A 24,128-nucleotide genomic window follows, 5' to 3' on the forward strand; every position below is an offset into this window, starting at 1 on the left:
TAAAGGGGGAGCTTGGAGCGCGAGAAAACTCCCCCTTTAGGGGGCTGGGGGGCAAAAGCGCGGCAGAACGGACCAACCCGGCGGCTTCGGGCAGAACAGCGAAACGATAAAACCGCTGCAAACGTAGGCTTTAACAGGATTTAGGGTACATTTGAGATTATTCCTACAGCCTACTTTTTCGAAAAATGACTGCAAAACGGCTCCTGCTCCCGCTGTTTTTTCTCCTGACCACACTCCCGGCGGTTTCACAAAAAGCCTTGCCCCAGGCCCAGCGGCTCCAGTGGTGGCAGCAGGACCGCTTCGGTATGTTTATCCATTGGGGACCGGCGACGCTGACGGGCAAAGAAATTAGCTGGTCGCGGGCGGGTTACGGTAAAAGCCGGTATGATTCGCTGTATCTGCGGTTTAATCCCACCCAATTCGATCCGAAAGAATGGGTGCGCCTGGCGAAAGCCAGCGGCCTGAAATACGTTGTGCTCACTGCCAAACACCACGACGGTTTCTGTTTGTGGAACACCAAAACCATTCCCTACAACATCATGTCATCGCCGTTTGGGCGGGACGTTTGCAAGGAACTGGCCGATGCCGTTCACGATGCCGGGCTTGAACTGGGCTGGTATTTTTCGCCCGGCGACTGGAAAGACCCCGACTGCCGCAATCCCGACCGGGAACGAAACGCCGTGTTTGAAACCCGGATGTTGCAGCAACTTACCGAACTGTTGACCAATTACGGCAAAATCAGTCTGCTGTGGATCGATTACGACGGCTGGCCCTGCCCGACCGACCCGAAAAACGTGTATGAGCTGGCGCATCGCCTGCAACCCGGTATTATCCTGGACAACCGGCTCGAAGCCTTCAACCCCGACGAGTCGCACGGCCAGCCGGGCCGCTACGGCGATTATGTTACGCCTGAAGGTTTCGTGGCCGGTTATGGCCGTGTTCCCTGGGAAACCTGCACCAATTTAGGCCACCAGTGGGCGTGGCGGTTTGAAGACAAGCCTCGGGCTGCGAAAGAAGTCGTGCATACGTTACTGCGGTGTGTGGGTGGCAATGGAAACCTACTGCTCAATGTCGGCCCCGACAGCCTGGGGCAGATTCCGCCCTTGTTTGCCAGCCGTTTGCAGGAAGTCGGGGCCTGGATCAAGCCCCGGGAAGTCGCTATCTACGGCACCAAAGGCGGCCCCTACACCCCCGCTCAGGAGTATGTCTGTACGCAAAAAGACAACCGGATTTTTCTGCACCTGCTGGCAGGAACCACCAGCGAAGTGGTGTTACCACCCCTGCCCGCGACGATCAAACAGGCTGCCCTGCTCAATGGCGCGAAGCTGACTTTTTCGCAAAATAAAGAGCAGGTTCGGCTGATCGTGCCGGTTTCAGCGCGCGACTCCATTGCGACGATAATCACCCTGACCCTCGACCGCCCGGCTTCGCAACTGGCTCCCATTCTGCCGTTTTCGAAAACCGGGTCGCTGGCCTATGGCAAAAAACCGTCGGCTTCGAGCGCGGTGGGGCCGTTTCTGCACGATGCGGGGGCCGCTTTCGACGACAACAAGGCGACCTACTGGAAGCTCGGCCGTCGAAGCGATGCTAATTTTGAGGCTAATTACGGAAAACCGCTTCACTATCAGACGAAAGAAGCCCAGGCTAACTACGAAAGCACCGGCTGGCTGCAGGTTGATTTAGGAAAACCGCAACCCGTTGGGCAAATCGTGCTGCAGGAATTTCAGCGAAAAAACAACCCGGAGCTGATTCCAAAAATCAGCCGATTCAGCGTGCAGTATCAGAACGGCAACGAATGGGTAACGCTGGCGACGGGCCGGGAAATGGGCGACGAATGGCGGCAGGAAATTCCGCCCGTCACGGCGCAGCGGTTTCGGTTGGTCATTCTCGAATCATCGGGCAGCATCGGGGTTAGTGAATTTCAGTTGTTACCACCCAACTAGTCAACGAATTACACCCGATGCCCTTAATTTTTGAGCCGACCGGATTTTTCTTCCAGCGCCAGCCGGATCAGATCGACGGTATTTTTGACGCCCACTTTTTTCAGAATACTAGCCCGCTGGTTCGCTACGGTATTGGTGCTGATGTCAAATTTTTTGGCGATTTCCTGGCTGTTCATCCCTTCCGTCAGACAGGTCAGGATCTGGGCTTCCCGCGAGCTAACCTTGTTCCAGATGGACGAACGGTTTTTGGAAACCTGGCTGTGGTCTTCTTTTAGGGTGGCCGTTTCGGGCACTACCCAATGTCTGATAATCACCGTCGAAGCACTCGGCGGATAATACAATTCGCCGTCGACCACGGCCCGAACCGCCCGCAGGATTTCTTCGCGGTCGGTGTCTTTCTGCAAATAACCGGCGGCTCCATACTGCACCGATTTCAGGATGTAATCCTTGTTGTTGTGCATACTGAACATCAGAATCCGGATTTTGGGGTATTGGCGGGTTATGATCTGCAGGGCTTCGATGCCCGACATGCGGGGCATGGTGATGTCCAGAAACAGCACGTCCGGCTTCACCACCGGAATCAGATCGATGGCTTCGTCGCCGTCGGGAGCTTCGCCAACCACCTCAATATCAACTTCATCTTCCAGCAAGGTCCGAACCCCTTTTCGTACCACAGAATGGTCGTCGGCAACAAGAATTCGTATCGGCATCATCCGTTCGTAGTGTCTGGTAAAGTGACGGCAACTTTCGTTCCTTTTTTCAATTTCGACGTAATCGTCAGGTCGCCGTTCATCAAACGGGCCCGGGTGCGCATGTTTTCCAGGCCATTGATGGGCTGAATTCCTTTTTCGTACTTCGGAGTCGATTTCACGGAAAAACCCTTTCCGTTGTCTTCCACCGTCAATACAATTCGGGGCGCTCGTTGCCAGCTGATCCGGATTTTCTGAGCCTGAGCATGCTTGATGGCGTTGTTCAGGGCTTCCTGCGCAATCCGGTACAGGCCAATTTCCACCGCTGGCGGCAGCCTGCTTTCGTCACGATCTCCTTCAAAGATAACCTCAATTCCGGATGATCGGGCCGTTTGTTCCGCTAATAATTGCAAGGTTGCGCCCAAACCGAAGTCACCCAGCACCGACGGCATCAGGTTGTGCGACGTCTGGCGGGTGGTCTGAATAACGTCATAAATCAGCTCGCACAATTCCTCGAACCGTTGCCGGTGTTTGGGTTCCGGAAACGGAATGACCTTTAGTTTTTCAGCGTGCAGTTTCAGGCCGGTCAGCATCTGCCCGATGCCGTCGTGGAGTTCGCGCGCAAACCGGCGCCGTTCTTCCTCCTGCCCTTCCAGCAAGCCCGCCGACCGCACGGTTTCCTCGGCAATCTGCAAACGGTATTTTTCTTCGGTAGCCCGCAAAAGTTCGCGCTGGGTTTTAACCAACTGTTGGTTAGCCACTTCCAGATCTGTGTTGGCCACCGCCAGGCTTTCGTTCACCGCCCGCAACGCATCGTCCGATTCGGTCAGTTTCCGAATCACATTTTTGGTATGCGTCACCACCGGCCGGAAAATCAGCAGCCCTTCGATCAGCAGCGTCAGCAGGGTCGCCACCGTCAGCACCCACTCGATCTGCTCAAGCGACCGAACCCGTTCGAAGCTTTCTTTATCGAACTGAAACACGATGGCATTCATCTGATTCAGAAACGAAGGCTCGTCGCGCAGAATGACCTGCAGGGCGGTTTTCCTCTGCTCCGGCGATGCCGAAGCGACACCGATCCGCACCAGGCTTTGGTACATGGACTGAAAAACCGGCTCGATCTCCGCGAACATTCGGTTGATCTGGCGGCTTTTTCGCACCACATACGCCTTTTCCATCCGCAAATCGCCGTTCCGCAACTGAATGTGGCTCTGGCTCCAGGTTTGCAGCAGCGCCGAAAACGACGCCGTATCGGCCGTCGGCGTTCCCGTGGTCCGGAGCAGCGCCAGTTTCGTCAGTCGCTGGCTCAACATGCGTTGCCGACCTGCCACGTTCACCACCCGGCTGTCGTCGTAGTGATCGCTCAGCGTCTGGCGGATAAACAGCAGCCCGGTCAGCGATAACACGGCTATGCACGTTAACGCCAGAACGTAAAACCGGGTTAACCGGCGGGCTACCTGCTCATCGAGTTGATTCATCCGGTCTCTATTCTACTCCAATATACACCATTCCGTTGGTCACTTTCACCGGAAAGGTCATAATCTGGTAGCCATCGTCGTTCAGGCACTGGCCCGTCTGGAGCGAAAACGTCTTTTTGTGGAACGGACAGGCCACTTTCGGCTCGTCGCCCTGGCTACCGATCATGCCCCGCGAAAGGGCCATCTGCTGGCGGTGCGGGCATTCGTTGTCCGTCGCGTACCATTCGCCCCGGCGCGCAAAATTGTAAATGGCGATCTGGTGACCGTTGATCAGGACACAGGCTCCGCCATCGACTGGAACATCCTCGGCCCGGCAGGCCAGATACCATATAATTTCTTCTTTTTCAGCGAATAAAGTTTCCATGATTTTTGCGTCTGGAGAAAAGAAAATGACAATGATTTGTTCATAGCCCACGGTTTTAACCGTGGGGCAACCAACCCGTATACGATACTCCGGCAACCGTTTTAACGGTTTTGGGCGTTGGCCAAACCGTTAAAACGGTTTATAATCGGCCTGAAACCTCGCCTGTTCCCACGGTTAAAACCGTGGGCTGTTAAATCCAATAAATTCACCGGGGATTACTTCCACTCCTTTGCCCGTTTCATCTCCCGCAGCGATTCGAATTCTACCGTTGGGTCTTTTTGTTCAGGAACGTTGACGAAGTGGGCAAACCGCTTGCGGAGTTCGGGGTTGTCAACCACTTCTTTCCATTCGCATTTGAAGGTGTCGACCAGCAACTGCATCTCGCGCTCCAGATCGTCGGCAATGCCCAGCACATCGTCCACGACGACGGCTTTCAAATACGTCATGCCGCCTTCCATTTTGTTCATCCAGGTGGCGGTGCGCGTCAGCGGGTCGGCGGTTTTGATGTAAAACATCAGGAACCGGTCAATGTAGCGGATGCAGGTCTCCTTGTCGACATCCGAAGCCAGCAACTGCGCATGCTGCGGTTTGGAGCCGCCGTTGCCACCGACGTATAGATTCCAGCCTTTTTCGGTCGCAATAATGCCAAAATCCTTGCTTTGCGCTTCGGCACATTCGCGGATACAGCCCGACACGCCCGACTTGATTTTGTGCGGAGAACGAACGCCCTTGTAGCGGTCTTCCACTTCGATGGCAAACGACACTGAATCCTGCACCCCGAAACGGCACCAGGTGCTGCCGACGCAGCTTTTCACCGTCCGCAGGGATTTGCCGTACGCGTGGCCGCTTTCAAACCCGGCGTTGATCAGTTCTTCCCAGATCAGGGGCAGATCGCCGACGTGGGCACCGAAGAGGTCGATGCGCTGTCCGCCGGTTATTTTGGTATACAAACCGTATTTTTTGGCCACCTGACCAATCACGATCAGTTTATCGGGCGTAATTTCGCCCCCCGGAATGCGCGGCACGACCGAATAGGTGCCGCCTTTCTGGATGTTCGCCAGAAACCGGTCGTTGGAATCCTGAATGGTCGCCCGCCCTTTTTCGAGAATATTTTCGTTCCACAAACTCGCCAGAATCGACGCCACCGCCGGTTTGCAAACCTCGCAGCCGTCGCCTTTTCCGAACGTGTCCAGCACGTCGTCAAACGTTTTCAGGCTGTTCATTTTCACCAGATCCAGCAGTTCCTGGCGGGTGTAATCAATGTGCTCGCAAAGCACATTCCGAACGTAGTGGCCCTGCTGTTTCTGCACGCCCTGAATCAAATCTTTCACCAACGGCGTACAACCGCCACAACCCGTGCAGGCTTTGGTCGCTTTCTTGAGGGAATCGATGGTCGTGTGGCCGTTTTCACCGATTTCGTGGCACAGCATCGCCTTGGTAATGGCTTCGCAGGAACAGATCAGCGCATCGTCGGGCAAACCCATGACGCCTGCTCCCGCTTCTTCGCCCCCGCGCGAACCAAGGATTAAGTCTTCCGGATCGGGTGGCAGGATGGTTTTATTCTTGCAGGTTTGCAGCAGCATGTTATACTGATCGGCATCGCCCACCAGAATACCGCCCAGCAGCGTTTTGCCATCGGCCGAAATATTAATGCGCTTGTAAACGCCTTTGGCTTTGTTTTCGTAGGCGATGGTCCGGCAGGACGGTTCGGCAATGAACGGATCACCAAAACTGGCGACATCAGTGCCGATCAGCTTCAGCTTGGTCGACATGTCGAACGGTTTGAATTCCTTCTCCTCGCCCATCAACCGGGACGCCACCACCTCCGCCATTTCGTAACCCGGCGCCACCAACCCATAGATCATGTGGTGAACGACAGCGCATTCGCCAATCGCAAAAACCGCTGGATCAGCCGTTTGCAGGAAATTATCGACCACAATACCCCCGCGCGGGTGCGTATCGAGGCCCGTCGCTTTCGCCAGCTCGTCGCGCGGACGAATCCCGGCGGAGATGATCAGCATATCGACATCCAGCGTGCTGCCATCCGCAAACTGGATGCCTTTGATGGTGTCCTCGCCCGTAATTTCCTGCGTACTTTTGGAGAGGTGGATGTTCAGGCCCAGCGCTTCGAGTTGGCGTTGCAGAATACCGGAGCCCGCATCGTCAATTTGCCGGGGCATCAGGCGGGGCGCAAATTCGATCACGTGGGCGGTTTCCAGACCGAGGTCGAGCAGGGCTTTGGCCGCTTCCAGACCCAGTAAACCGCCCCCCATGACGGCCCCTTTCCGTGCTCTGCGCGCATACGATTGAATGAGGTCCAGGTCTTCGATGGTGCGGTACACGAACACCCCGTCTTTCTCGACGCCGGCCACGGGTGGTACAAACGCGCCGGAGCCGGTGGCCAGGATCAGATAGTCATAAGGTACTACCATGCCGTGGTGCGAACGAACTTCCTTCCGCTTCCGGTCAATGTCCACCACCGGGTCGGTCAAATACAGTTGGATGCCGTTTTCGGCATACCACGATTCGGGCGCCATCGTGAGGTCTTCGGCCGTTTTTCCATCGAAATAGGCACTCAAATGGACGCGATCGTAGGCTACCCGCGGTTCTTCCCCAAAAACCGTCAGGGTAAACTGCACCCCGTTTTTTTGTTTGGCTACTAATTTTTCACAGAATTTGTAGCCTACCATGCCATTGCCTACGACGACGACATGCCTCATTTTGTTTGTGTTCATAGTTATTAGTAACTATAGTTATAAAACAAACCCGTTTATTTTTTGTACTATTTCAGTAAAATTCCCCAATTACTCCTGAAATACTACGATTCAAAATTAAACTGATTTTTCCCAATTTCCTATATTTTTATTCGGTCACACCTAAATTTTAATCCTGTTTTTATTGAATTAACTTGTTTTTCCAAATTATGTCTTTAATTTTGAACCAATAATTCAATAGTTATCAAATACTAACAATAGTACATTTTAACTATTCATCATTACTAAACACCAAAGCGATGAAGCCAAAGCTTACACTCGTGGGGGCGGGTCCCGGCGACGGCGAATTGATCACCTTGAAAGGGATCAGGGCGCTTCAGAAAGCCGACGTTGTGCTGTACGACGATCTGGCCAATGACTCCTTACTGGATTTTGCACCCCAACACGCGCTGAAAACCTACGTGGGGAAACGGGCGGGGAAGGCATCGTTTACGCAGGAGGAAATCAACGGGTTGATTGTGCGGATGGCGCAGGAACACGGCCACGTGGTTCGGCTGAAAGGCGGTGATTCGTACGTATTCGGACGCGGATATGAGGAATACGAACACGTCCGGCAGTACGGTATTCCGTGCGATGTCGTTCCCGGTGTTTCCAGTTGCATTGCGGTTCCGGCTTCGCAGGGCATTCCGGTCACGTCCCGCGGGGTCAGTGAAAGCTTCTGGGTCATCACCGGCACCACGCGCCACGGCGAACTGTCCGACGATCTGCGGCTGGCGGTTCAGTCAAAAGCGACGGTGGTGGTGTTGATGGGGGTGAATAAACTGGCGGAGATCTGCGCACTCTACTGCCAGGCCGGTCGGGGCCATGTCCCGATGGCGGTTATTCAGAACGGAACCCGCATCAACGAACAGAGTGTGGTGGGTCAGGTCTGGAAAATGCCTCATCTCGTAGCAGAGCATGGCGTGGGGGCGCCGGCTGTGCTGGTGATCGGCGAAGTGGTTGCCCTGCATCCGGCCTACCTGGCCGAATGCCTGCGCAGCATTTCGGTAGACAGTTTACAGTATTCGGTTTACGGTGGCTGACGCACGGTGGCCAACGCCAGAACAAGCATGCGTCAGCCACCGTAAACCGAATACTGTAAACCGAATACCGTAAAAAAGCCGATCCGGTGTGGGGGCACCTTTGGATCGGCCAAAACTGGGTTTGTCTATGTAAAACACAAACGGTTCAAAGAAAATGAAAAAACCGACGTAAAGCAAATCGCTTCATTCCGCCTTATCGGGTCCGGACGACCGGACGAATCGTGTCGTCACCCATAAGGCCTGTCCTTTCAGAGGGTTGCCTTTCTCTTACCCGCTTCGGGTATCCTGCTTACTTGTTGCACCGGCCGCTTCTTTTCTTTCAACCCACGTATGCCATGAAACTCTACTTCATGCGGTTAGGGCTTCTATGCCTTCTGCTGACTCTTTTTCACACACAACTCCGGGCGCAGGTTTCGCTAACCGGCCAGCTTCGTACCCGTACGGAACTGCGCGACGGTTTCGGCAATCTGGCACCCAAAAATAGCCGGGCGGCCGCTTTCACGTCGCAACGCACCCGGCTGACGTTCGGTTACAAATGGGATCGCGTTCTCTTTAACGTTTCCGTGCAGGATGTACGGGTGTGGGGCCAGGACGCTTCCAGCATCAACAGCACCGACGGAAACCGGCTGATGATTCACGAAGCCTGGGCCGATCTGACGCTCATCAATGCCGCCGATAGCACGCTGAAATTCAAGCCCATCGACAGGTTATCCCTGAAAATCGGACGCCAGGAACTGGTGTATGACGACGTCCGCTTGCTGGGCAATCTCGACTGGCTCCAGCAGGCCCGCCGATTCGATGCCGCCATCCTGAAAGCCCAACACCACGGCTGGGCGCTGGATCTGGGCGTCGGCTTTAACCAGAATTCCGATGCGTTCGGCAACACCGGCACCTACTACACACCCGCCAATGCACCAGCGTCGGCACTTTCCAACAAAAACGTTTCGCTGGCGATTCCGGGCGGTTTTTTGCCCACCGTCGGGAAAGGCGGGGCGCCGGTGGTGACCAATGCGGTCAGTACCAACGGCCAGAATCAGCAGTTCAAGGCGTTCCAGATGGCGTATCTCACGCGGAAATTTAACGGGACCAAATTCTCGGCGCTGGTCTTTAAAGACGATTTCTCGAAATACCGGATCGACTCGCTGGGCAGTGCTTCAACGGGCTACGTATATGGTCGGCGTTATGACGTTCCGGGCGTTCATTCCCGCCTGACGTACGGCGCGATGCTGACAGGACAGGCCACGGTTTCGGCCGCAAAAACCGGTCAGATTCTGTGGCAGGCTTTCGGGTATTTGCAAAGTGGCAAAGACCGCGACGGTTTGCGCATCCGGAACGCCTATCACTACGGTGCCAACGTCACGTTCCAGAAAGGTTTGCTGAGTGTGAGTCCCGGGTATGAAGTTCTTTCCGGCACCAATGCCGCAACGGCAAAACCGGGAGAAACCGGTCGTTTCGATCCGCTCTATGGCACACCGCACAAACACTGGGGCTACATGGATTATTTCTACGTGGGCACGGGCGCACCGGCCGGCGGTTTGAAAGATGCGTTTCTGAAGTTCAAATACGCCGGAAAACGCCTGACGACGGGCCTCGACGTGCATTATTTCGCCCTGGCGGCAACCACGTTTAACAAAATGCCCGATGCGGCATCCGGCGCAACACTCGATTCGAAACTGGGCATGGAATTCGACTTTACAGCCACCTACAGCCTGAACAAATTCACGAGCCTGGAAGCCGGATACGCCCTGATGCGCGGCACGAATTCGCTGGAATATACGAAGCAAAGCACCATGAATCAGAAAGATAAACTGGGAACCTGGACGTATTTGATGATCAACATCCGTCCCACTTTCCTCTAATCATAAACCGTAAAAGCCATGAACGCACCCGTAAATAAACCGCTCGAAACGCTGCCCGTATTCAGTTTCTCAGGCATTCAGATGAAGACTTTTCACATCACCTGGATGACGTTTTTTGTCTGCTTTTTCGGCTGGTTCGGCCTGGCCCCGCTGATGCCCGCCATCCGCGCCGACCTAGGACTGACGAAGCCCGAAGTGGGTAACACGATCATTGCCGCCGTGTCGGCCACCATCTTTGCCCGCCTGGTTGTCGGAAAGTTGTGCGACACCTGGGGACCGCGTAAAACCTACACGGCTTTGCTCGTGCTGGGTGCCTTTCCGGTCATGTTCGTCGGCCTGGCTCACGACTACACCACATTTTTGCTGTTCCGTCTGGCAATCGGCGTCATCGGTGCCTCGTTTGTCATCACGCAGTTTCATACGTCGGTCATGTTTGCCCCGAAAATCAAGGGAACGGCCAATGCTGTCGCTGGCGGCTGGGGAAACCTGGGCGGAGGCATCACGCAACTCGCCATGCCTGTGATTATGGCCACGATTATCGGTTTTGGCTACACCAAGCCTGAAGCCTGGCGGCTGGCGATGATTTTTCCGGGCGTCCTGATGCTCATCATGGCGTTTGTTTATTTCCGCTACACGAAAGACACACCGAACGGCAACTACGATGAGATCCAACGTACGACAGTAAAAGGCGAGAAAATAAGCTTCTGGAAAGCCTGCGCCGACATCCGCGTCTGGGCTTTGTCGCTGGCGTATGCCTGCTGCTTCGGCATGGAAATCACCTTCGACGGGGTGGCGTCGCTCTACTTTTTCGACAATTTCGACATGAAAGAAACCGAAGCCGGTTTCTGGGCCATGCTGTTTGGCTTCATGAACATTTTTGCCCGCGCCCTCGGCGGAATCGTCGCCGACAAAGTCGGAAACCAATACGGTATGCGCGGCAAAGGGCTGTTACTGGCCGGTTTGCTGCTGATGGAAGGCGTTGGCATTGCGCTTTTCGCGCAGTCGGGCAGCCTGTCGATGGCCATTATTTCCATGATCACCTTTGCGCTGTTCCTGAAAATGGCCAATGGCAGCACCTACGCCATCGTGCCGTTTGTCAATCCAAAAGCCGTTGGGGTCATTTCGGGGGTGGTCGGTGCCGGTGGTAACATTGGCGGTATGCTGATGGGCTTCCTGTTCAAATCGCAATCCATCAGCTACGGACAGGCATTCCTCTACATCGGTGGCATTGTTGCAGCGACCGGCCTGTTGCTGTTCCTCGTCAACTTCGGCAAAACCGCCGTCGTAAAAACCGCCGAAACCGAACTTCAAACCGCTTAAAAGAATGATGAATAATGGACGATGAACGATGAATTGCTAGCGCACTATATCATGCATTGTCCATCATTCATCGTCCATCGTTCATCATTCATCATTCAAACCATGTCTCATCAAACTACCTGTTGCTACTGTGGTGTTGGCTGTGGAATCGTGGTCAAACAGGAGCAGAACGGACGGCTGACGGTTGAAGGGGATAAAAACCATCCCTCCAATCGCGGCATGCTGTGTTCGAAAGGGATGAATCTGCATTATACGGTAATGGATCAGTCGGATCGGTTGCTGTATCCGCAGATGCGACTCAACCGGTCGATGCCGCTGCAACGGGTGAGCTGGGATGCTGCGCTGGAACGCACGGCTGCGGTTTTCAAGACCTTCATTCAAAAATACGGGCCGGATTCGGTGGCGTTTTATGTGTCGGGCCAGTGTCTGACGGAAGAATATTACCTGGTCAACAAGCTGATCAAAGGCTTTATTGGCTCCAACAACATCGATACCAATTCCCGCCTGTGCATGAGTTCGGCGGTGGTGGGCTACAAAATGTCGCTCGGGGAAGATTCCGTGCCGGTTTGCTACGACGACATCGAGGAAGCCGACGTTTTTCTGGTGCAGGGTGCTAATCCGGCCTGGTGTCACCCTATTCTCTGGCGACGGATCGAAGCCCACAAAGCGGCCAATCCACACGTCAAAATCATTTGCGTCGATCCCCGAAAAACCGATACCGCCCGCTCATCGGATCTGCATTTGCCCCTTCGCCCCGGCACCGACATTGTGCTCAACAACGCGATGGGTCGGGTACTGATCGAGAACGGCGACATCGACATCGACTTTATCACCCACCACGCCGACGGTTTTGCGGCCTATCGCGATCAGGTGATGCAGCGTACGATTGAGGAAGCTGCCGACCTGTGCGGTATTTCGCCCGAAGGCATTCGGCAGGCGGCCGACTGGATTGGCCGCTCCAAAGGCTTTCTGTCGCTCTGGACGATGGGCCTGAACCAGTCGGTGATTGGCGTCAATAAAAACCTGTCACTCATCAATTTACACCTGATTACGGGGCGGATTGGCAAACCGGGTAACGGGCCTTTTTCGCTGACGGGACAACCCAATGCGATGGGTGGCCGCGAAACCGGTGGTCTGGCCAATAGCCTCCCCGCCCACCGCGACGTGTTGAACGCAGCCCACCGCGCCGAGGTGGAAGCCTTCTGGAAGAGTCCGGTCAAGATTGCGCCCAAACCCGGCCTGACCGCTACGGAAATGTTCGAAGCGCTGGCCGACGATAAACTGAAAGCCATCTGGATCATCAATACAAATCCGCTGGTGAGCATGCCGGATGTCAATGCGGCTGAACTGGCCTTGAAAAAGGCTCGTTTTGTCGTCGTGCAGGATGTTTCGAACCGCGCGGATACCGTTGGTTTTGCCGATATCGTGCTGCCCGCAGCCGCCTGGCTCGAAAAAGACGGAACGATGACCAACGCCGAACGGCGAATTGCGTACCTGCCCAAAGTCATCGACGCCCCCGGCGAAGCCTTACCGGATTCGGAAATTCTCTGGCGGTTTGCGCAGAAAATGGGTTTTGGCGAATCGTTTACTTACGCGAATTGCTCGGAAGTCTATGACGAATACACCCAACTCACGGCCGGAACGAGCATCGATGTAACGGGCGTGAGTTATGAACTGCTGAAAAAATACCGGACGATTCAGTGGCCGTTTTCGGCGGAGAATGCCCCTAAATCCCCTAAAGGGGACTTGGACGCAGCCAAACCAGATGCAGAAGTCCCCTTTAGGGGATTTAGGGGCGAATCCGAGAAATCGACGGACGTGCCTGCTGACCAAAAACCGTATACTGAAAACCGGAAACCGACCCCCGGCACCAAACGACTCTTTACCGATCACCGGTTTTATACCGCCAATGGTCGCGCACAGATTCATGCGGTTCCCGATGAAAACGCGTCAGAACCCACGGATGAGGACTTTCCGCTGGTGCTGACCACGGGGCGCATCCGCGATCAGTGGCATACGATGACCAAAACCGGTCGGGTGGCCAAACTCAATCAGCACAGTCCGCAACCCTTCCTGCAAATCCATCCCGACGATGCAAAAGCGCGGGGCATTCAGGATGGTCAGTTGGTCGAAGTACGGGGTCGGCGGGGCGAGGTGCGCGTCAAGGTCCAGCTCACCGAGGATGTGCGGCCCGGTTTGTGTTTTCTGCCCATGCACTGGGGCAAAATGCCGACCGGTGGTTCGGTGAAAAGCAATTTGAACCGCGCCAACAACCTGACGAATGCCCTCATCGATCCCCGTTCGAAAGAACCGGATTTCAAGTTTTCGGCAGTTGAGGTTGTCCCCTACCGAAAACCGGTTGAGAAAATCGTCATTATCGGGGCCGGGTCGGCGGGTTTGGGTTTTATCAATGCTTACCGAACCCTAAATACGGACGACGAGATTCACGTCTTTTCCAAAGAAATTTATCCGTTCTACAACCGGGTTCTGCTACCCGATTACATCAGCGGGGCACAGTCGTGGGAGCAACTCGTCAAGTTGCGCGAGGACCAGTTCGAAGAAGCCAACATCAGGGTTCACAAGGGGGTTGGCATCGTCCACATTGACCGAAAAGCCAAAGTTCTGATCGACAGCAACGGCGTGGAACACACCTACGACAAACTGCTGCTCGGTACGGGAAGCCGGGCGTTTATGCCCCGGGGCGTTCCGCCATTACCGGGAATTTTCAACATGCGGTCACGGCTCGATGCCGATTCGCTGCTGCCTTTTCTGAAGCAACCGGAAGACGGGGCCGAACCGCACACCGTCATTGTGGGGGGCGGTTTGTTGGGGCTGGAACTGGCGGCTTCGCTGCGTCAGATTAACGTACGGGTGACGGTGATTCAGCGGGCGGGGCGGTTTATGGAACGCCAGATCGATCCGCTGGCGAGTGAGTTGTTGTACCTGGAACTGAAAGAACGCGGCATCGATGTGTTTTTCAACGAAGAGGTCCAAACGTTTACCGGAACCACCACAGTGGAAGGCATTCAGTTAAAATCAGGCCATAAAATACCGTGTCAGGTCGTGGTGATCGCCATCGGTACGGAGCCGAACATCGAACTGGCGCGGGAAGCCGGACTCGACTGCAACCGGGGCGTGGTGGTAAATGATTATCTGCAAACGTCGGACCCGGATATTTTTGCCGCAGGCGAACTGGCGCAGTGGAGTGGTCAGATGTGGGGCATCACGCTGGCCGCCGAGCAGCAGGCCGAAATAGCCGCCGGTTTTATCGCCGGGGATGTTTCAAAACCGTACCGGGGCAGTGTTTCGATCAGCATCCTGAAAATGGAAGGACTGCATTTGTGCAGCATCGGAATGGCCGAAACGCCACCGAATGATTCCAGCTACGAAGAAATTGTTTTCATCGACAAATCGAAACGGTATTATAAAAAATGCATCGTTCAGGGCGACAAGCTCGTGGGGGCCATTTTGATTGGCGACAAGAACGAATTTGCGGAGTTCCGCGACCTGATCGCCAAGGGAACGGAATTGTCGGAAAAACGCCTGCAACTGCTGCGGGCCAGCAAGGCCGTTGATCCGATGGAGGGCAAACTGGTGTGTTCCTGCAACAGCGTCGGTCAGGGCAATCTGGAGCGCGCCATTCAGACGGGTTGCACCGACTTCCAGCAGTTGTGCCAGAAAACCGGGGCAGGAACCGGCTGCGGTTCGTGTCGCCCGGAAGTGCGAAGCATTTTGGAAAAGATGAACGAGTGTGTGCTTTTACAAACGATGAATGATGAACGATGAACGATGCCTGTATGCGTTAGCCCATTCATCGTCCATCGTTCATCATTCATCATTACAATGAGAGATTATTACACCTTGAAAGTCAACCTTCCCGCCGGGATCAGTTCGCCGGGGACGTTGCAGAATGTGCTATCGCTGGCCCGGAATGCCAACGTTCGGAACGTTCGTTTTGGTGCCCGGCAGCAGTTGCTCATGACGGTGCATTACGAAGACCTGCGTGCGCTGGAAAAAGAGCTGAAAAAGCACCCGATTCCCTACGAAATCAATACCGATCAGTATCCCAACATCATCAGTTCGTATTGCGGGGAAGACGTGTTTCGGACGGGGGCGTGGCTGCGGGAGGGTGAATATCACACGGTTCTGGATCAGTTTGACGAGCAGCCCCGATTGAAAATAAACCTGTCGGATTCCAACCAGAGTTTCACACCCTTTTTTACGGGTAATCTCAATTTTATCGCGTCTCCCGAACCGCATTTCTGGTATTTGTACGTCCGCCCGAAGCAAAGCAACACGGTTTTTCGCTGGCCGGAACTCGTCTACACCAACGATCTGGGTCGCCTGGCCAAAGCCGTTGAAACGGCTCTGCTGGAGGGCGAACCGGACTACCGGGATGCGGAGATGCTGCACAAAACCGTCACGGGTCGGGCGAGCTTTATCACCCAACCGGCGACGCAGGAGGTCGAACTGCCGGAGTTTTCGTTGCCGTATTACGAAGGGTTCAACCGCTACGGCGAGCGGTCGTGGCTCGGATTGTACCGCCGGGATGAGCAGTTTTCCATCGATTTCCTGCTGGATCTTTGTGCGTTATGCCTCAAAACCCGCATCGGTGAAATCTGCGTGACGCCCTGGAAATCACTGATTATTAAAGGGATTGAAGAAAAAGACCGGGGTGCGTGGTCGTATGTGCTGGCCAAACACAACATCAACGTGCGCCATGCCGCCAATGAACTGGCGTGGCAAACGGAAGACCACAGCGACGACGGTTTGCAACTGAAAAACTACGTCATCCGGTATTTCGAAAAATACGACATGCGGACGTTCGGGTTGTGCTTTGGTGTACAAACCCGCCCGAAATCCGAAGTATTCGGCTCCGTGCTGGTGCGCAAACGTCCCCTGCTCCGGATCGGTCAACTGGCGCTTTTCAGTGTGTATGATCTGTATCACACCGAGAATTTCAACCCGAACAGCCGGACGTACATCCGGTTCGAAAAAGGATTGTTAAAACCGTTTTTGCCGTACCAGATCGACCGGTTGTGCCGGAAATTCAGCAACCGCCGTTCGCTCGAAACGGGCAAATCCGTGCGTCTGGAAACGGAAAATCCGGAACCGGCTTTCGCTGCGGCCCATCCGTTGTACCAGTGTCCGCATTGTTTTACGGTGTATGATCCGCAGTACGGCGACGAACGGCGCGGCATTCCGGCAGGCGTATCATTCAGCCAGTTATCCAGCGACTACACCTGTTCCACCTGCGATGCCCCCAAAATCGAACTCCAGGAAATTCAGCTCGAAGTAACCAACCCAACTCCCACTTTTCGATGAAACCACAGGCTGTAGAAATCGTTTATTTTGCTTTTGAGAACGACTTTGTCGATACCTTTCGCTGCATTCCAATGATTGTCCGCTACAAACTCGACACGTGCGGCATCAAGCTGAAACTCCCGGAATGGGTGAAACTGCGGGTCGATGAAAAACGCGAACTGGCAATCCGCCCGTGTTATACCGAATCGGAAATCGAACACTACCGCCAGTATCTGATTCAGCGGGTGGCCGAGCGTTGCCAGAAAACCGTCAGCGAACTGCCGCCGGTGGAGGCAACCTGGGATATTCTGGGCGAGGTTCCGGGCGAAGTCCAGGAAAAAGCCCTGGAATTCAACTGTGCGCCCCTGACCCTCCGGCAATGGATTCGGCTGGATGTGCTCCAGCGGTTTGCGCTGATCAAGCTCTGCCGGTCGGGTCACGAAGGAAAAAACTTTCCCCGTGCTTTGCGGGAATTCGGAATTGCTACGGCTTAAAACCGGTCGTTGCTGCCGATGGAAACTGCTTATTTTGTAAACATGGGAAGCGGATTCAGCGGGTGTCCGAAGAAATTCTTCGCTAATTCTTTGGTCAGAAACCAGTGAAAACCCCGGTTGGGCAACCGCTCCCGGTTTTTCCGGATCTGGTGCTGGTCGGCCCCGAACGTCAACAGACCCAGCGACACATCGATCCAATCCGCTTTCCGGAAGTTTTCGACGGTTTTCTCGCAATTACCGCGATACGGACTGATTTTGTGGTGCCAGTAAATCATCAGCGTAATTTCTTCGATCCACTCTGGTTTCCCGGTTTCGGTCAGGTAGTGTCGGGCCTGCGCCACGGAAGGGTCTAAATAATCAATGGTGTGATTGGTCCAGATGCCGATGTCGTGAAAAACGACGGCCAGAGCGTATTTTTCTTCGTTGGTTGCATCCCGATCCAGCAAAAGGCAATTCAGAAAAACCCGGTAGACGTGGTTGCGGTATCGGTCATAATCTGCACCAATGACGGGTTTGAAGGTTTGCAGCAAGGCTTCGATGGAGGGATGGGGGTAGTTCATAGATCGGCGGGCAAGTCATGCTTTATTCTTTCGCATGGATTGTTTCAAAAGACTTAAAATGTAATCAATATCTTCAAGGTCAGTCAATTTAATTTCATACGCTCCGTTCCCCCAATGCCCAACATGTGAGACATCGCGAGTGACATTTTTTTGATCCTGCAAATCGCCACTTTTTAAATTCAGGTAGATTTTAAGCCCTTTACCTTGCAACACAACATCACAAAATATATTATTATCTACCTTAAAGCCAATGGTTTGTTTCTTGGGCTGAACGGTTATGTTGTCATCCATATTCAGTAATCTATCCTTGACGTTCTCGAATAGTTCACGAGTTTCAGAATCCACTTTTTGCAGATGATCTTGCTCCGTATAAACTTTCACTTCTTTACTAACGGCTTCTACCGTATCATCTGAACGGGAAATCGTTTTAATACTTTCTTTTGCAGAAGCTTTCTGCACTTGTTCAAAAGATAGTGTATCATTTTCAAATTTTTTAACCTCCCATAGCTCGATCGGCAAGTCTTTGAAATTTATAGCTTCCCGCTGGTAAGTGGTGAAGAAAGGAGCTACAAAAATCACCTTGGATTGTGTCCAGTCAACATCCAGCCGCTTCAAACTCTGGTTTTGACTTTCATTATACTCTAAAATAAAATCTGCCTTATTATTCAGCATTAACGACAAATACGCATAGCCCTGATCAATTACACTAAAGGTTTTATCTCGCTTGTATTCAATAATAACAAACGCTTTCGTCTCCGGATCGAAAGCCAGGGTATCAATCCGAAAATTGTTCAGCGAAAATTCAGATCGTATAAAATTAAGTCGCAATAAGATTTGCAGATTTTGCTCCGTTAGACGCTGAATTTCCCGTTCCAGTTTGAATGAAACTTCTTTTATGTGTTCTAATTTATGTCCTATTTTAAACAATGGCATAGCGATTTGGCTGGTATGGTTACGCTTTAGTGTGCAGGGAATGCGTACTGGCTACGATGCATCACAGAGCAAAGCACGCAAAAAAAAATGAAACACCTGAAAACCACTTTGTAATTAATGCATGAAAGCCACCCCAAAGCACTTATACCAAAAGATAAACGGTTTCAATCGGTATTTTTTCAGCCTTTCCACAATCTCCGAATGGCTCGAACCGATTCGTTGCGATGGCCTCTCTTCTTAATTTTCAGTCGGCCAACGGGTCGGAATCGCCCCCCCAACTTGTCGTTTTCACCCCTCCTGATTCCGAAAAAAAACCGTCACTTTTGTTCCATATCAAACCCCTATTCAATACCATGGAAAAGCTGGAATATACTATTTTGATCGATGCCCCGCGGGAAACCGTGTGGAATATCCTCTGGAACGATGCGACCTATCCGGTATGGACGGCCGTTTTCAGTAAAGATTCACGGGTAGAAACGGATTGGAAAGAAGGCAGTAAAGTACTCTTTCTGGGCGGAGAACACGAAGGCATGATTTCTTCGATTGCCGCCAACCGGCCCAACGAATTGATGTCGTTCAAACACCTGGGCGCAATCAAAAACGGGGTTGAAGACTACGACAGTGAAACCACCAAACAATGGGCGGGTGCTCTCGAAAATTATAACCTCAAAACCGTCGATGGACAAACCGAACTGACGGTTGATCTGGACGTTACGGAACAGGATAAGGAATATTTCCTGAAAACCTGGCCAACGGCCCTGGACAAAGTAAAAGAACTGGCGGAAAAAGGGTCGTAATCAATCCCACACATACCGCTCATCATACGCCATAGCGTATTTCTGAAAGATGCCCCGGCATTCGTCCTGAAACGTGGTGTTGCCGTGGTGCTGGTATTGATTGCTGATGTACCGCACTACGGCGTCGACCTGCGACGGATTCACCGAGAACGCGCTATACCCGTCCTGCCAATAAAAATTTCGGTAGGTGTGGCCTTTCGTCTTCATCCATTTGGACGAGCTTTTCTTTACTTCTTCCAGCAACTTCATGAGGGCGATCTTCTTCGACAGAATGCACAGAATATGCACATGGTCGTAGTAGCCACCAATTTTTACGGGATTGCATTCCAGTTGCCTGCAAACACCGCCGAGATAGGCATACAATTCGTCTTTCACCTCATCGCCGATGATCGGCTCGCGGTATTTGGTGCTAAAAACCAGGTGGACATAGACCTTGGTTAAAGATTGTGGCATGGTGTACCTGATTGAATGGTTTGCCCGATTCAATCATTAGACGATAAGCCCTGCAAAAAGTAATGCCCTGAACCCAAATCGAGTTTAGGGCGATTGTACCTCATCTGCCACAAACCTAGCATAATACATATCGATGCCATGTTCGGGATGATGCCGTACCGGTGTCGATGTCGTGTTCGGGATGATGCCATGTTCGGGATGATCCCATGTTTCGGGATGATCCCATGTTTCGGGATGATCCCATGTTTCGGGACGATCCCATGTTCGGGGTGATCCCATGTTCGGAACGATCCCATGTTCGGGGCGATGGTGCTGATGATGCCAAAGGGCGTTGCCCCGTGCTAGTGATGATGCCCTTTCAGGGCGGGATGTGGAATTGTTCGCTGCATCGCGCCCCAACGGGGCATTATCATTAGCATAGGGCATCGCCCTATGGCTATGGCATGGCACCGGCATGACATCGACACGACACCGACGTCAACATCGACACCGACATGGCCATTGACACCGTGATGGCACCACCACAAAAAAACAAAACCCGACACTCAGGCCGGGTTTCTGCTAATCGAAGATTTTCAACGTGCTGCTCCAAAACCGTCTCAAACGGCTTTCTTCACATCACGGGCGTTGGGACCTTTGGCGGTCATTTCCACTTCAAACGTTACTTTGTCGCCGTCTTTCACCGCGTCGACCAAACCGCTGATGTGTACAAAAACACTATCCTGCGTTTCCTGATCCTTGATAAAACCGTAGCCTTTCGATTCGTTAAAGAACGTAACCGTACCTTTTCTGATAACTTCCTGCGGGACACCCGGTTCTTGTCTGGAAACCCCAATCTGTATATCTTCCGTATTGATCGTTTTCTTCTTCCGAAGATCCGGGGGCGACGACGAGATATTACCGTTTTCATCGACATACGCCATCATTTCGTCCAGACCTTTTCCTTTGTCCGAATTGGCTTTCCGCTCCTCTTTCTTTTCCGCCTTCTCTTTATTCTTCTTTTGCCGGTTCTTTTCTTTCTCTTTTTTATTAAACGTCTCTTGAGTTCTACCCATAATTCGGTGGTTGTTTTAGTGGAAAATACTTTCTAGCTGCATTACAGGGCTTTCCCGTCTATCCGGAGGCTTTTTCGATCGGAGAAGATCTGGGATCTGGCAGGGAAGCGGCATTCTGACAGGCAAGGTACTATATTTTTAATCCCCTTCCCGGCAAATAAGTTCATTATCAACCGGATTGCCTTCAAAAGAAAAGATGAGTTGCCTTTTTAGCCACCTATACGGGTTTTCTCCCGAATGGAATGAATGTGCCAGTGCCCCAAAATCCCTGAAAACCGGGCGGGGACGCAGTTTGATTTCACGGAGAATACTCCTACTTTTGATTAGGCCGGATTAATAGTATTAATAGTAGAAAAAGATGAAATATAGTTTCTTCTTGTTTTTCATCTTCATTTTTGGGAGTTCCTGTTCGAAACCGCAGGGCAAGAAATTTACCATTGGCTTTTCACAGTGTACCGGCGCCGACCAATGGCGGCAAACCATGCTCAGTGACATGAAACGGGCGCTGTCGTTTCACCCCGATTATACCCTCTTGTATGAGGATGCGGGCAACAGTACCGAGAAACAGATCGCGCAAATTCAATCACTTACCAATCGCGACATTGACTTATTGATTATTTCGCCCAACGAAACCGCGCCCATCACCAAAGCCGTCGATGCGGTTTTTAAGCAAGGCATCCCGGTTATTGTCCTCGACCGGCGGATCGATTCCGAATCCTACAACGCCTACATCGGGGGCGACAACTTCGAAATTGGGCGGCTGGCCGGTGCGTTCATCGGGAATCACCTCAAGGGAAAAGGTGCCGTGATCGAGGTGAAAGGGCTGGCCGGTTCGTCGCCCGCTCAGGAACGCCACCGCGGTTTGCAGCAACAACTCGCCCGGTTTCCCGGAATCCGCGTGGTGGCCGAACTGGACGGCGAATGGGAACGCGACACGGCCCGCCATCGGGCTGAGGCCAACCTCGCAGCCCTTCAAAAAGCCGACCTGGTTTTCGCCCACAACGACGTCATGGCCCTCGGCGTCTACGAAGTCTGCAAACAACACGGCCTGACGCGTCAGCTTGAGTTTGTCGGAATCGACGCCCTCCCTGGTCCACAGGGCGGCATGCAACTCGTGACCGACGGACTCCTGAAAGCCTCGTTTCTGTATCCGACCGGCGGGGAGGAAGCCATCGAAACCGCCGTGCAGGTGCTGGCGGGTAAAGCCGTCCGGCGCGAAACGACCCTCAATTCGATCCAGATCGACGCGTCCAACGTGCGGGCCATCAAAGCCCAGAGCGACAAACTCCTCAGCCAGCAGCAGGATATTGAAAAACAAAGCCAGCGAATCGACGAATTGAAACAAACCTATCTGACCCAGCGCAACACGCTGTATGTCACCCTGGCCAGTTTGTTTGTGGTCATTCTGCTCGGGGCCTGGGCCCTGTATCTGGTTCGGCAGAAACAGGCGGCTTACCAGATTCTGGCCAAACAAAACGTTGAAATCAGCGAACAGAAAGACCGCATCGAAGCTGTATCGGCCCAGGCCCGGCTGGCAACGGAAGAAAAACTGCGGTTTTATTCGTACATCTCCCACGAGTTCAACACGCCCCTCAACCTGATTCTGACTCCGGCCGAAGACCTGCTGGCGAAGAAAACCGTCAACCCCTACGAACTCAAAACGAATTTATCGCTCATTCGAAAAAACGCGTACCGCCTGTTGCGGCTGGTTGATCAGATGCTGGATTTGCGAAAAACCGACGCCGGCAAACTGCTTTTGCAGGCCGGTGAACAGGATCTGGTGGCGTTTATCCGGGATATTGTGAGTGATTTTCGCCGAAAAGCCGAGAAAAACCACATCGACCTGCAATTCATTCCCGCACAATCGATGCTCATGGTGTGGTTCGATCGCGAAAAACTGGATAAAGTCCTGTTCAATCTGCTGTCGAATGCGTTCAAATACACCCCGAAAGGCGGGCTCATTCACGTTCGGGTCGATCTGTGCGACAACCGGGCGCGGATTCAGGTGCAGGACAACGGAGCGGGCATGAACGCCGAAGAACAGGCCCACGCCTTTGATTTGTTCTATACGGCTCCCAAACATTTTAACCTCGGCAACGGCGTCGGCCTGGCCCTTTCGCGGGAATTTGTTCACCTGCATTACGGCGAAATCGACGTCCGCTCGGAGAAAGACCAGGGCACCACCTTCACCATTCTGCTGCCCTTGGGCAATGCGCATCTGGACCCGACCCAACAGGAAGAAATCCCCGATACCCGAACGCTCCCGCTGTTGCTGGACGACGACGAAGGCACGCTGATCCCTGCCAGCCCTGCTGCCCCGGTTTCCCGAAAAACCGGTACGCTGGTGCTCATCGAAGACCATGACGAGTTGCGGCAATACCTGACCACCCGGCTCCGTGAAGAATTTGAGGTCGTGGCCGAAACAACCGCCGAAAAAGGCTGGGAGACCATTCTGGAAACCATACCCGACCTGATCATCAGCGACGTTATGCTGCCGGGGATGGATGGTTTGCAACTGACCCAGCGCATTAAAAGCGACTTCCGAACCTCGACCATCCCGGTTATTCTGCTCACGGCCAAGGGTCAGATGGAAAACCGCATCGAAGGGACCCGCGCCGGAGCCGATGCCTACATCGCCAAACCGTTTCTGATTACGTACCTGCTCGAAACGATCCGGACGGCGTTGAACAACCGGGAAAAATGGCAGAAACGGTATATGGGTGATTACCTGACGAAAACGGAAAACCGCCAGGAGAAAAAATTCCTGAATGAACTCACCGCCCTCATCGAGCAAAACCTGGCCGATCCGTCGTTTGGCGTTGAGCAACTGAGCCGCGAAATGGGCGTTTCGCGCGTTCAGCTCTACCGGAAAGTCCAGGCCATGCTCGATAAAAATGTCAATGAGTATTTCACCGAAATCCGCCTGAAAAAAGCCAAGGTGTTGCTGGTGGAGACCAACAAAGCCATGTCGGAAATCGCCGGTGAAACCGGCTTTAGTTCACCCGCCTACTTCACGACGTTCTTTAAGCAACACACGAAGCAGACGCCTTCGGAATACCGCAAATCGCCGGTCGGGGTTTGAA

At 53.2% G+C, this 24,128-nt stretch carries 17 protein-coding genes; 9 read left to right on the top strand and 8 right to left on the bottom strand.

Annotation, left to right across the window (positions count from 1 at the left end; all coding sequences use genetic code 11):
* Positions 1-185: 185 nt before the first annotated feature.
* On the top strand, positions 186-1,943 hold the full coding sequence (locus tag F0P93_RS12225; protein ID WP_150876708.1) for an alpha-L-fucosidase: 1,758 nt from the start codon (positions 186-188) through the stop codon (positions 1,941-1,943).
* A 23-nt stretch (positions 1,944-1,966) separates the two neighbouring features.
* Here the strand turns inward: F0P93_RS12225 and F0P93_RS12230 are convergent, their stop codons facing one another.
* From F0P93_RS12230 to nirB, 4 genes are all read right to left on the bottom strand, one after another.
* A complete protein-coding gene (locus tag F0P93_RS12230) occupies positions 1,967-2,653 on the bottom strand; it encodes a response regulator transcription factor (protein ID WP_150877528.1) in 687 nt (228 codons plus the stop codon).
* On the bottom strand, positions 2,653-4,110 hold the full coding sequence (locus F0P93_RS12235; RefSeq protein ID WP_150876709.1) for an ATP-binding protein: 1,458 nt from the start codon (positions 4,108-4,110) through the stop codon (positions 2,653-2,655). The genes F0P93_RS12230 and F0P93_RS12235 overlap by 1 nt, the downstream gene beginning before the upstream one ends.
* A gap of 7 nt (positions 4,111-4,117) precedes the next feature.
* Positions 4,118-4,474, bottom strand: coding sequence for a nitrite reductase small subunit NirD (gene nirD, locus F0P93_RS12240; protein ID WP_150876710.1), 357 nt, complete (start codon positions 4,472-4,474; stop codon positions 4,118-4,120).
* Positions 4,475-4,689: 215 nt separating this feature from the next.
* A complete protein-coding gene (gene nirB / locus F0P93_RS12245) occupies positions 4,690-7,209 on the bottom strand; it encodes a nitrite reductase large subunit NirB (protein WP_150876711.1) in 2,520 nt (839 codons plus the stop codon).
* A gap of 278 nt (positions 7,210-7,487) precedes the next feature.
* Here nirB and cobA point away from each other — a divergent pair, with 278 nt between their 5' ends.
* The 6 genes from cobA to F0P93_RS12275 all read left to right on the top strand — a co-directional run bounded on the left by cobA (position 7,488) and on the right by F0P93_RS12275 (position 17,247).
* Positions 7,488-8,270 carry a uroporphyrinogen-III C-methyltransferase gene (gene cobA / locus F0P93_RS12250; RefSeq protein ID WP_150876712.1) on the top strand — a complete coding sequence of 261 codons (783 nt, stop codon included), beginning with the start codon at positions 7,488-7,490 and terminating at the stop codon, positions 8,268-8,270.
* Between the two features lie 335 nt (positions 8,271-8,605).
* On the top strand, positions 8,606-10,129 hold the full coding sequence (locus F0P93_RS12255) for an alginate export family protein (RefSeq protein ID WP_150876713.1): 1,524 nt from the start codon (positions 8,606-8,608) through the stop codon (positions 10,127-10,129).
* A gap of 18 nt (positions 10,130-10,147) precedes the next feature.
* Positions 10,148-11,449, top strand: coding sequence for a NarK family nitrate/nitrite MFS transporter (locus F0P93_RS12260; RefSeq protein ID WP_150876714.1), 1,302 nt, complete (start codon positions 10,148-10,150; stop codon positions 11,447-11,449).
* A 102-nt stretch (positions 11,450-11,551) separates the two neighbouring features.
* Positions 11,552-15,235: a nitrate reductase gene (locus tag F0P93_RS12265; RefSeq protein WP_150876715.1), complete on the top strand. Its 3,684-nt coding sequence runs from the start codon at positions 11,552-11,554 to the stop codon at positions 15,233-15,235.
* Positions 15,236-15,292: 57 nt separating this feature from the next.
* On the top strand, positions 15,293-16,774 hold the full coding sequence (locus F0P93_RS12270; protein ID WP_150876716.1) for a rubredoxin domain-containing protein: 1,482 nt from the start codon (positions 15,293-15,295) through the stop codon (positions 16,772-16,774).
* Positions 16,771-17,247 carry a nitrate reductase associated protein gene (locus F0P93_RS12275; RefSeq protein WP_150876717.1) on the top strand — a complete coding sequence of 159 codons (477 nt, stop codon included), beginning with the start codon at positions 16,771-16,773 and terminating at the stop codon, positions 17,245-17,247. Before F0P93_RS12270 ends, F0P93_RS12275 begins: the two co-directional genes overlap by 4 nt.
* Before the next feature lie 29 nt (positions 17,248-17,276).
* Here the strand turns inward: F0P93_RS12275 and F0P93_RS12280 are convergent, their stop codons facing one another.
* Together F0P93_RS12280 and F0P93_RS12285 are read right to left on the bottom strand one after the other, a co-directional pair.
* Entirely contained in the window at positions 17,277-17,807 is a 531-nt protein-coding gene (locus tag F0P93_RS12280; RefSeq protein WP_150876718.1) for a hypothetical protein, read from the bottom strand.
* 15 nt (positions 17,808-17,822) lie between these two features.
* The gene (locus F0P93_RS12285) at positions 17,823-18,740 is read right to left on the bottom strand and encodes a DUF5655 domain-containing protein (RefSeq protein WP_150876719.1); all 918 of its coding nucleotides are present in this window, start codon (positions 18,738-18,740) and stop codon (positions 17,823-17,825) included.
* A gap of 353 nt (positions 18,741-19,093) precedes the next feature.
* On the opposite strand from F0P93_RS12285, the gene F0P93_RS12290 reads away from it, so the two are divergent.
* Positions 19,094-19,537, top strand: coding sequence for an SRPBCC domain-containing protein (locus tag F0P93_RS12290; RefSeq protein WP_150876720.1), 444 nt, complete (start codon positions 19,094-19,096; stop codon positions 19,535-19,537).
* On the opposite strand, the gene tnpA is transcribed toward F0P93_RS12290, so the two are convergent.
* A complete protein-coding gene (gene tnpA / locus F0P93_RS12295) occupies positions 19,538-19,990 on the bottom strand; it encodes an IS200/IS605 family transposase (RefSeq protein WP_150876721.1) in 453 nt (150 codons plus the stop codon).
* A 599-nt stretch (positions 19,991-20,589) separates the two neighbouring features.
* Positions 20,590-21,045 carry a cold-shock protein gene (locus F0P93_RS12300; RefSeq protein ID WP_114406920.1) on the bottom strand — a complete coding sequence of 152 codons (456 nt, stop codon included), beginning with the start codon at positions 21,043-21,045 and terminating at the stop codon, positions 20,590-20,592.
* A gap of 358 nt (positions 21,046-21,403) precedes the next feature.
* Between F0P93_RS12300 and F0P93_RS12305 the strand changes: the two genes are divergently transcribed.
* Complete coding sequence (locus F0P93_RS12305; RefSeq protein ID WP_150876722.1) at positions 21,404-24,127, top strand: hybrid sensor histidine kinase/response regulator transcription factor; 2,724 nt, start codon at positions 21,404-21,406, stop codon at positions 24,125-24,127.
* Position 24,128: the final 1 nt, after the last annotated feature.

The organism is Larkinella humicola, from assembly GCF_008727875.1.
In the GTDB taxonomy this organism is placed as follows: domain Bacteria; phylum Bacteroidota; class Bacteroidia; order Cytophagales; family Spirosomataceae; genus Larkinella; species Larkinella humicola.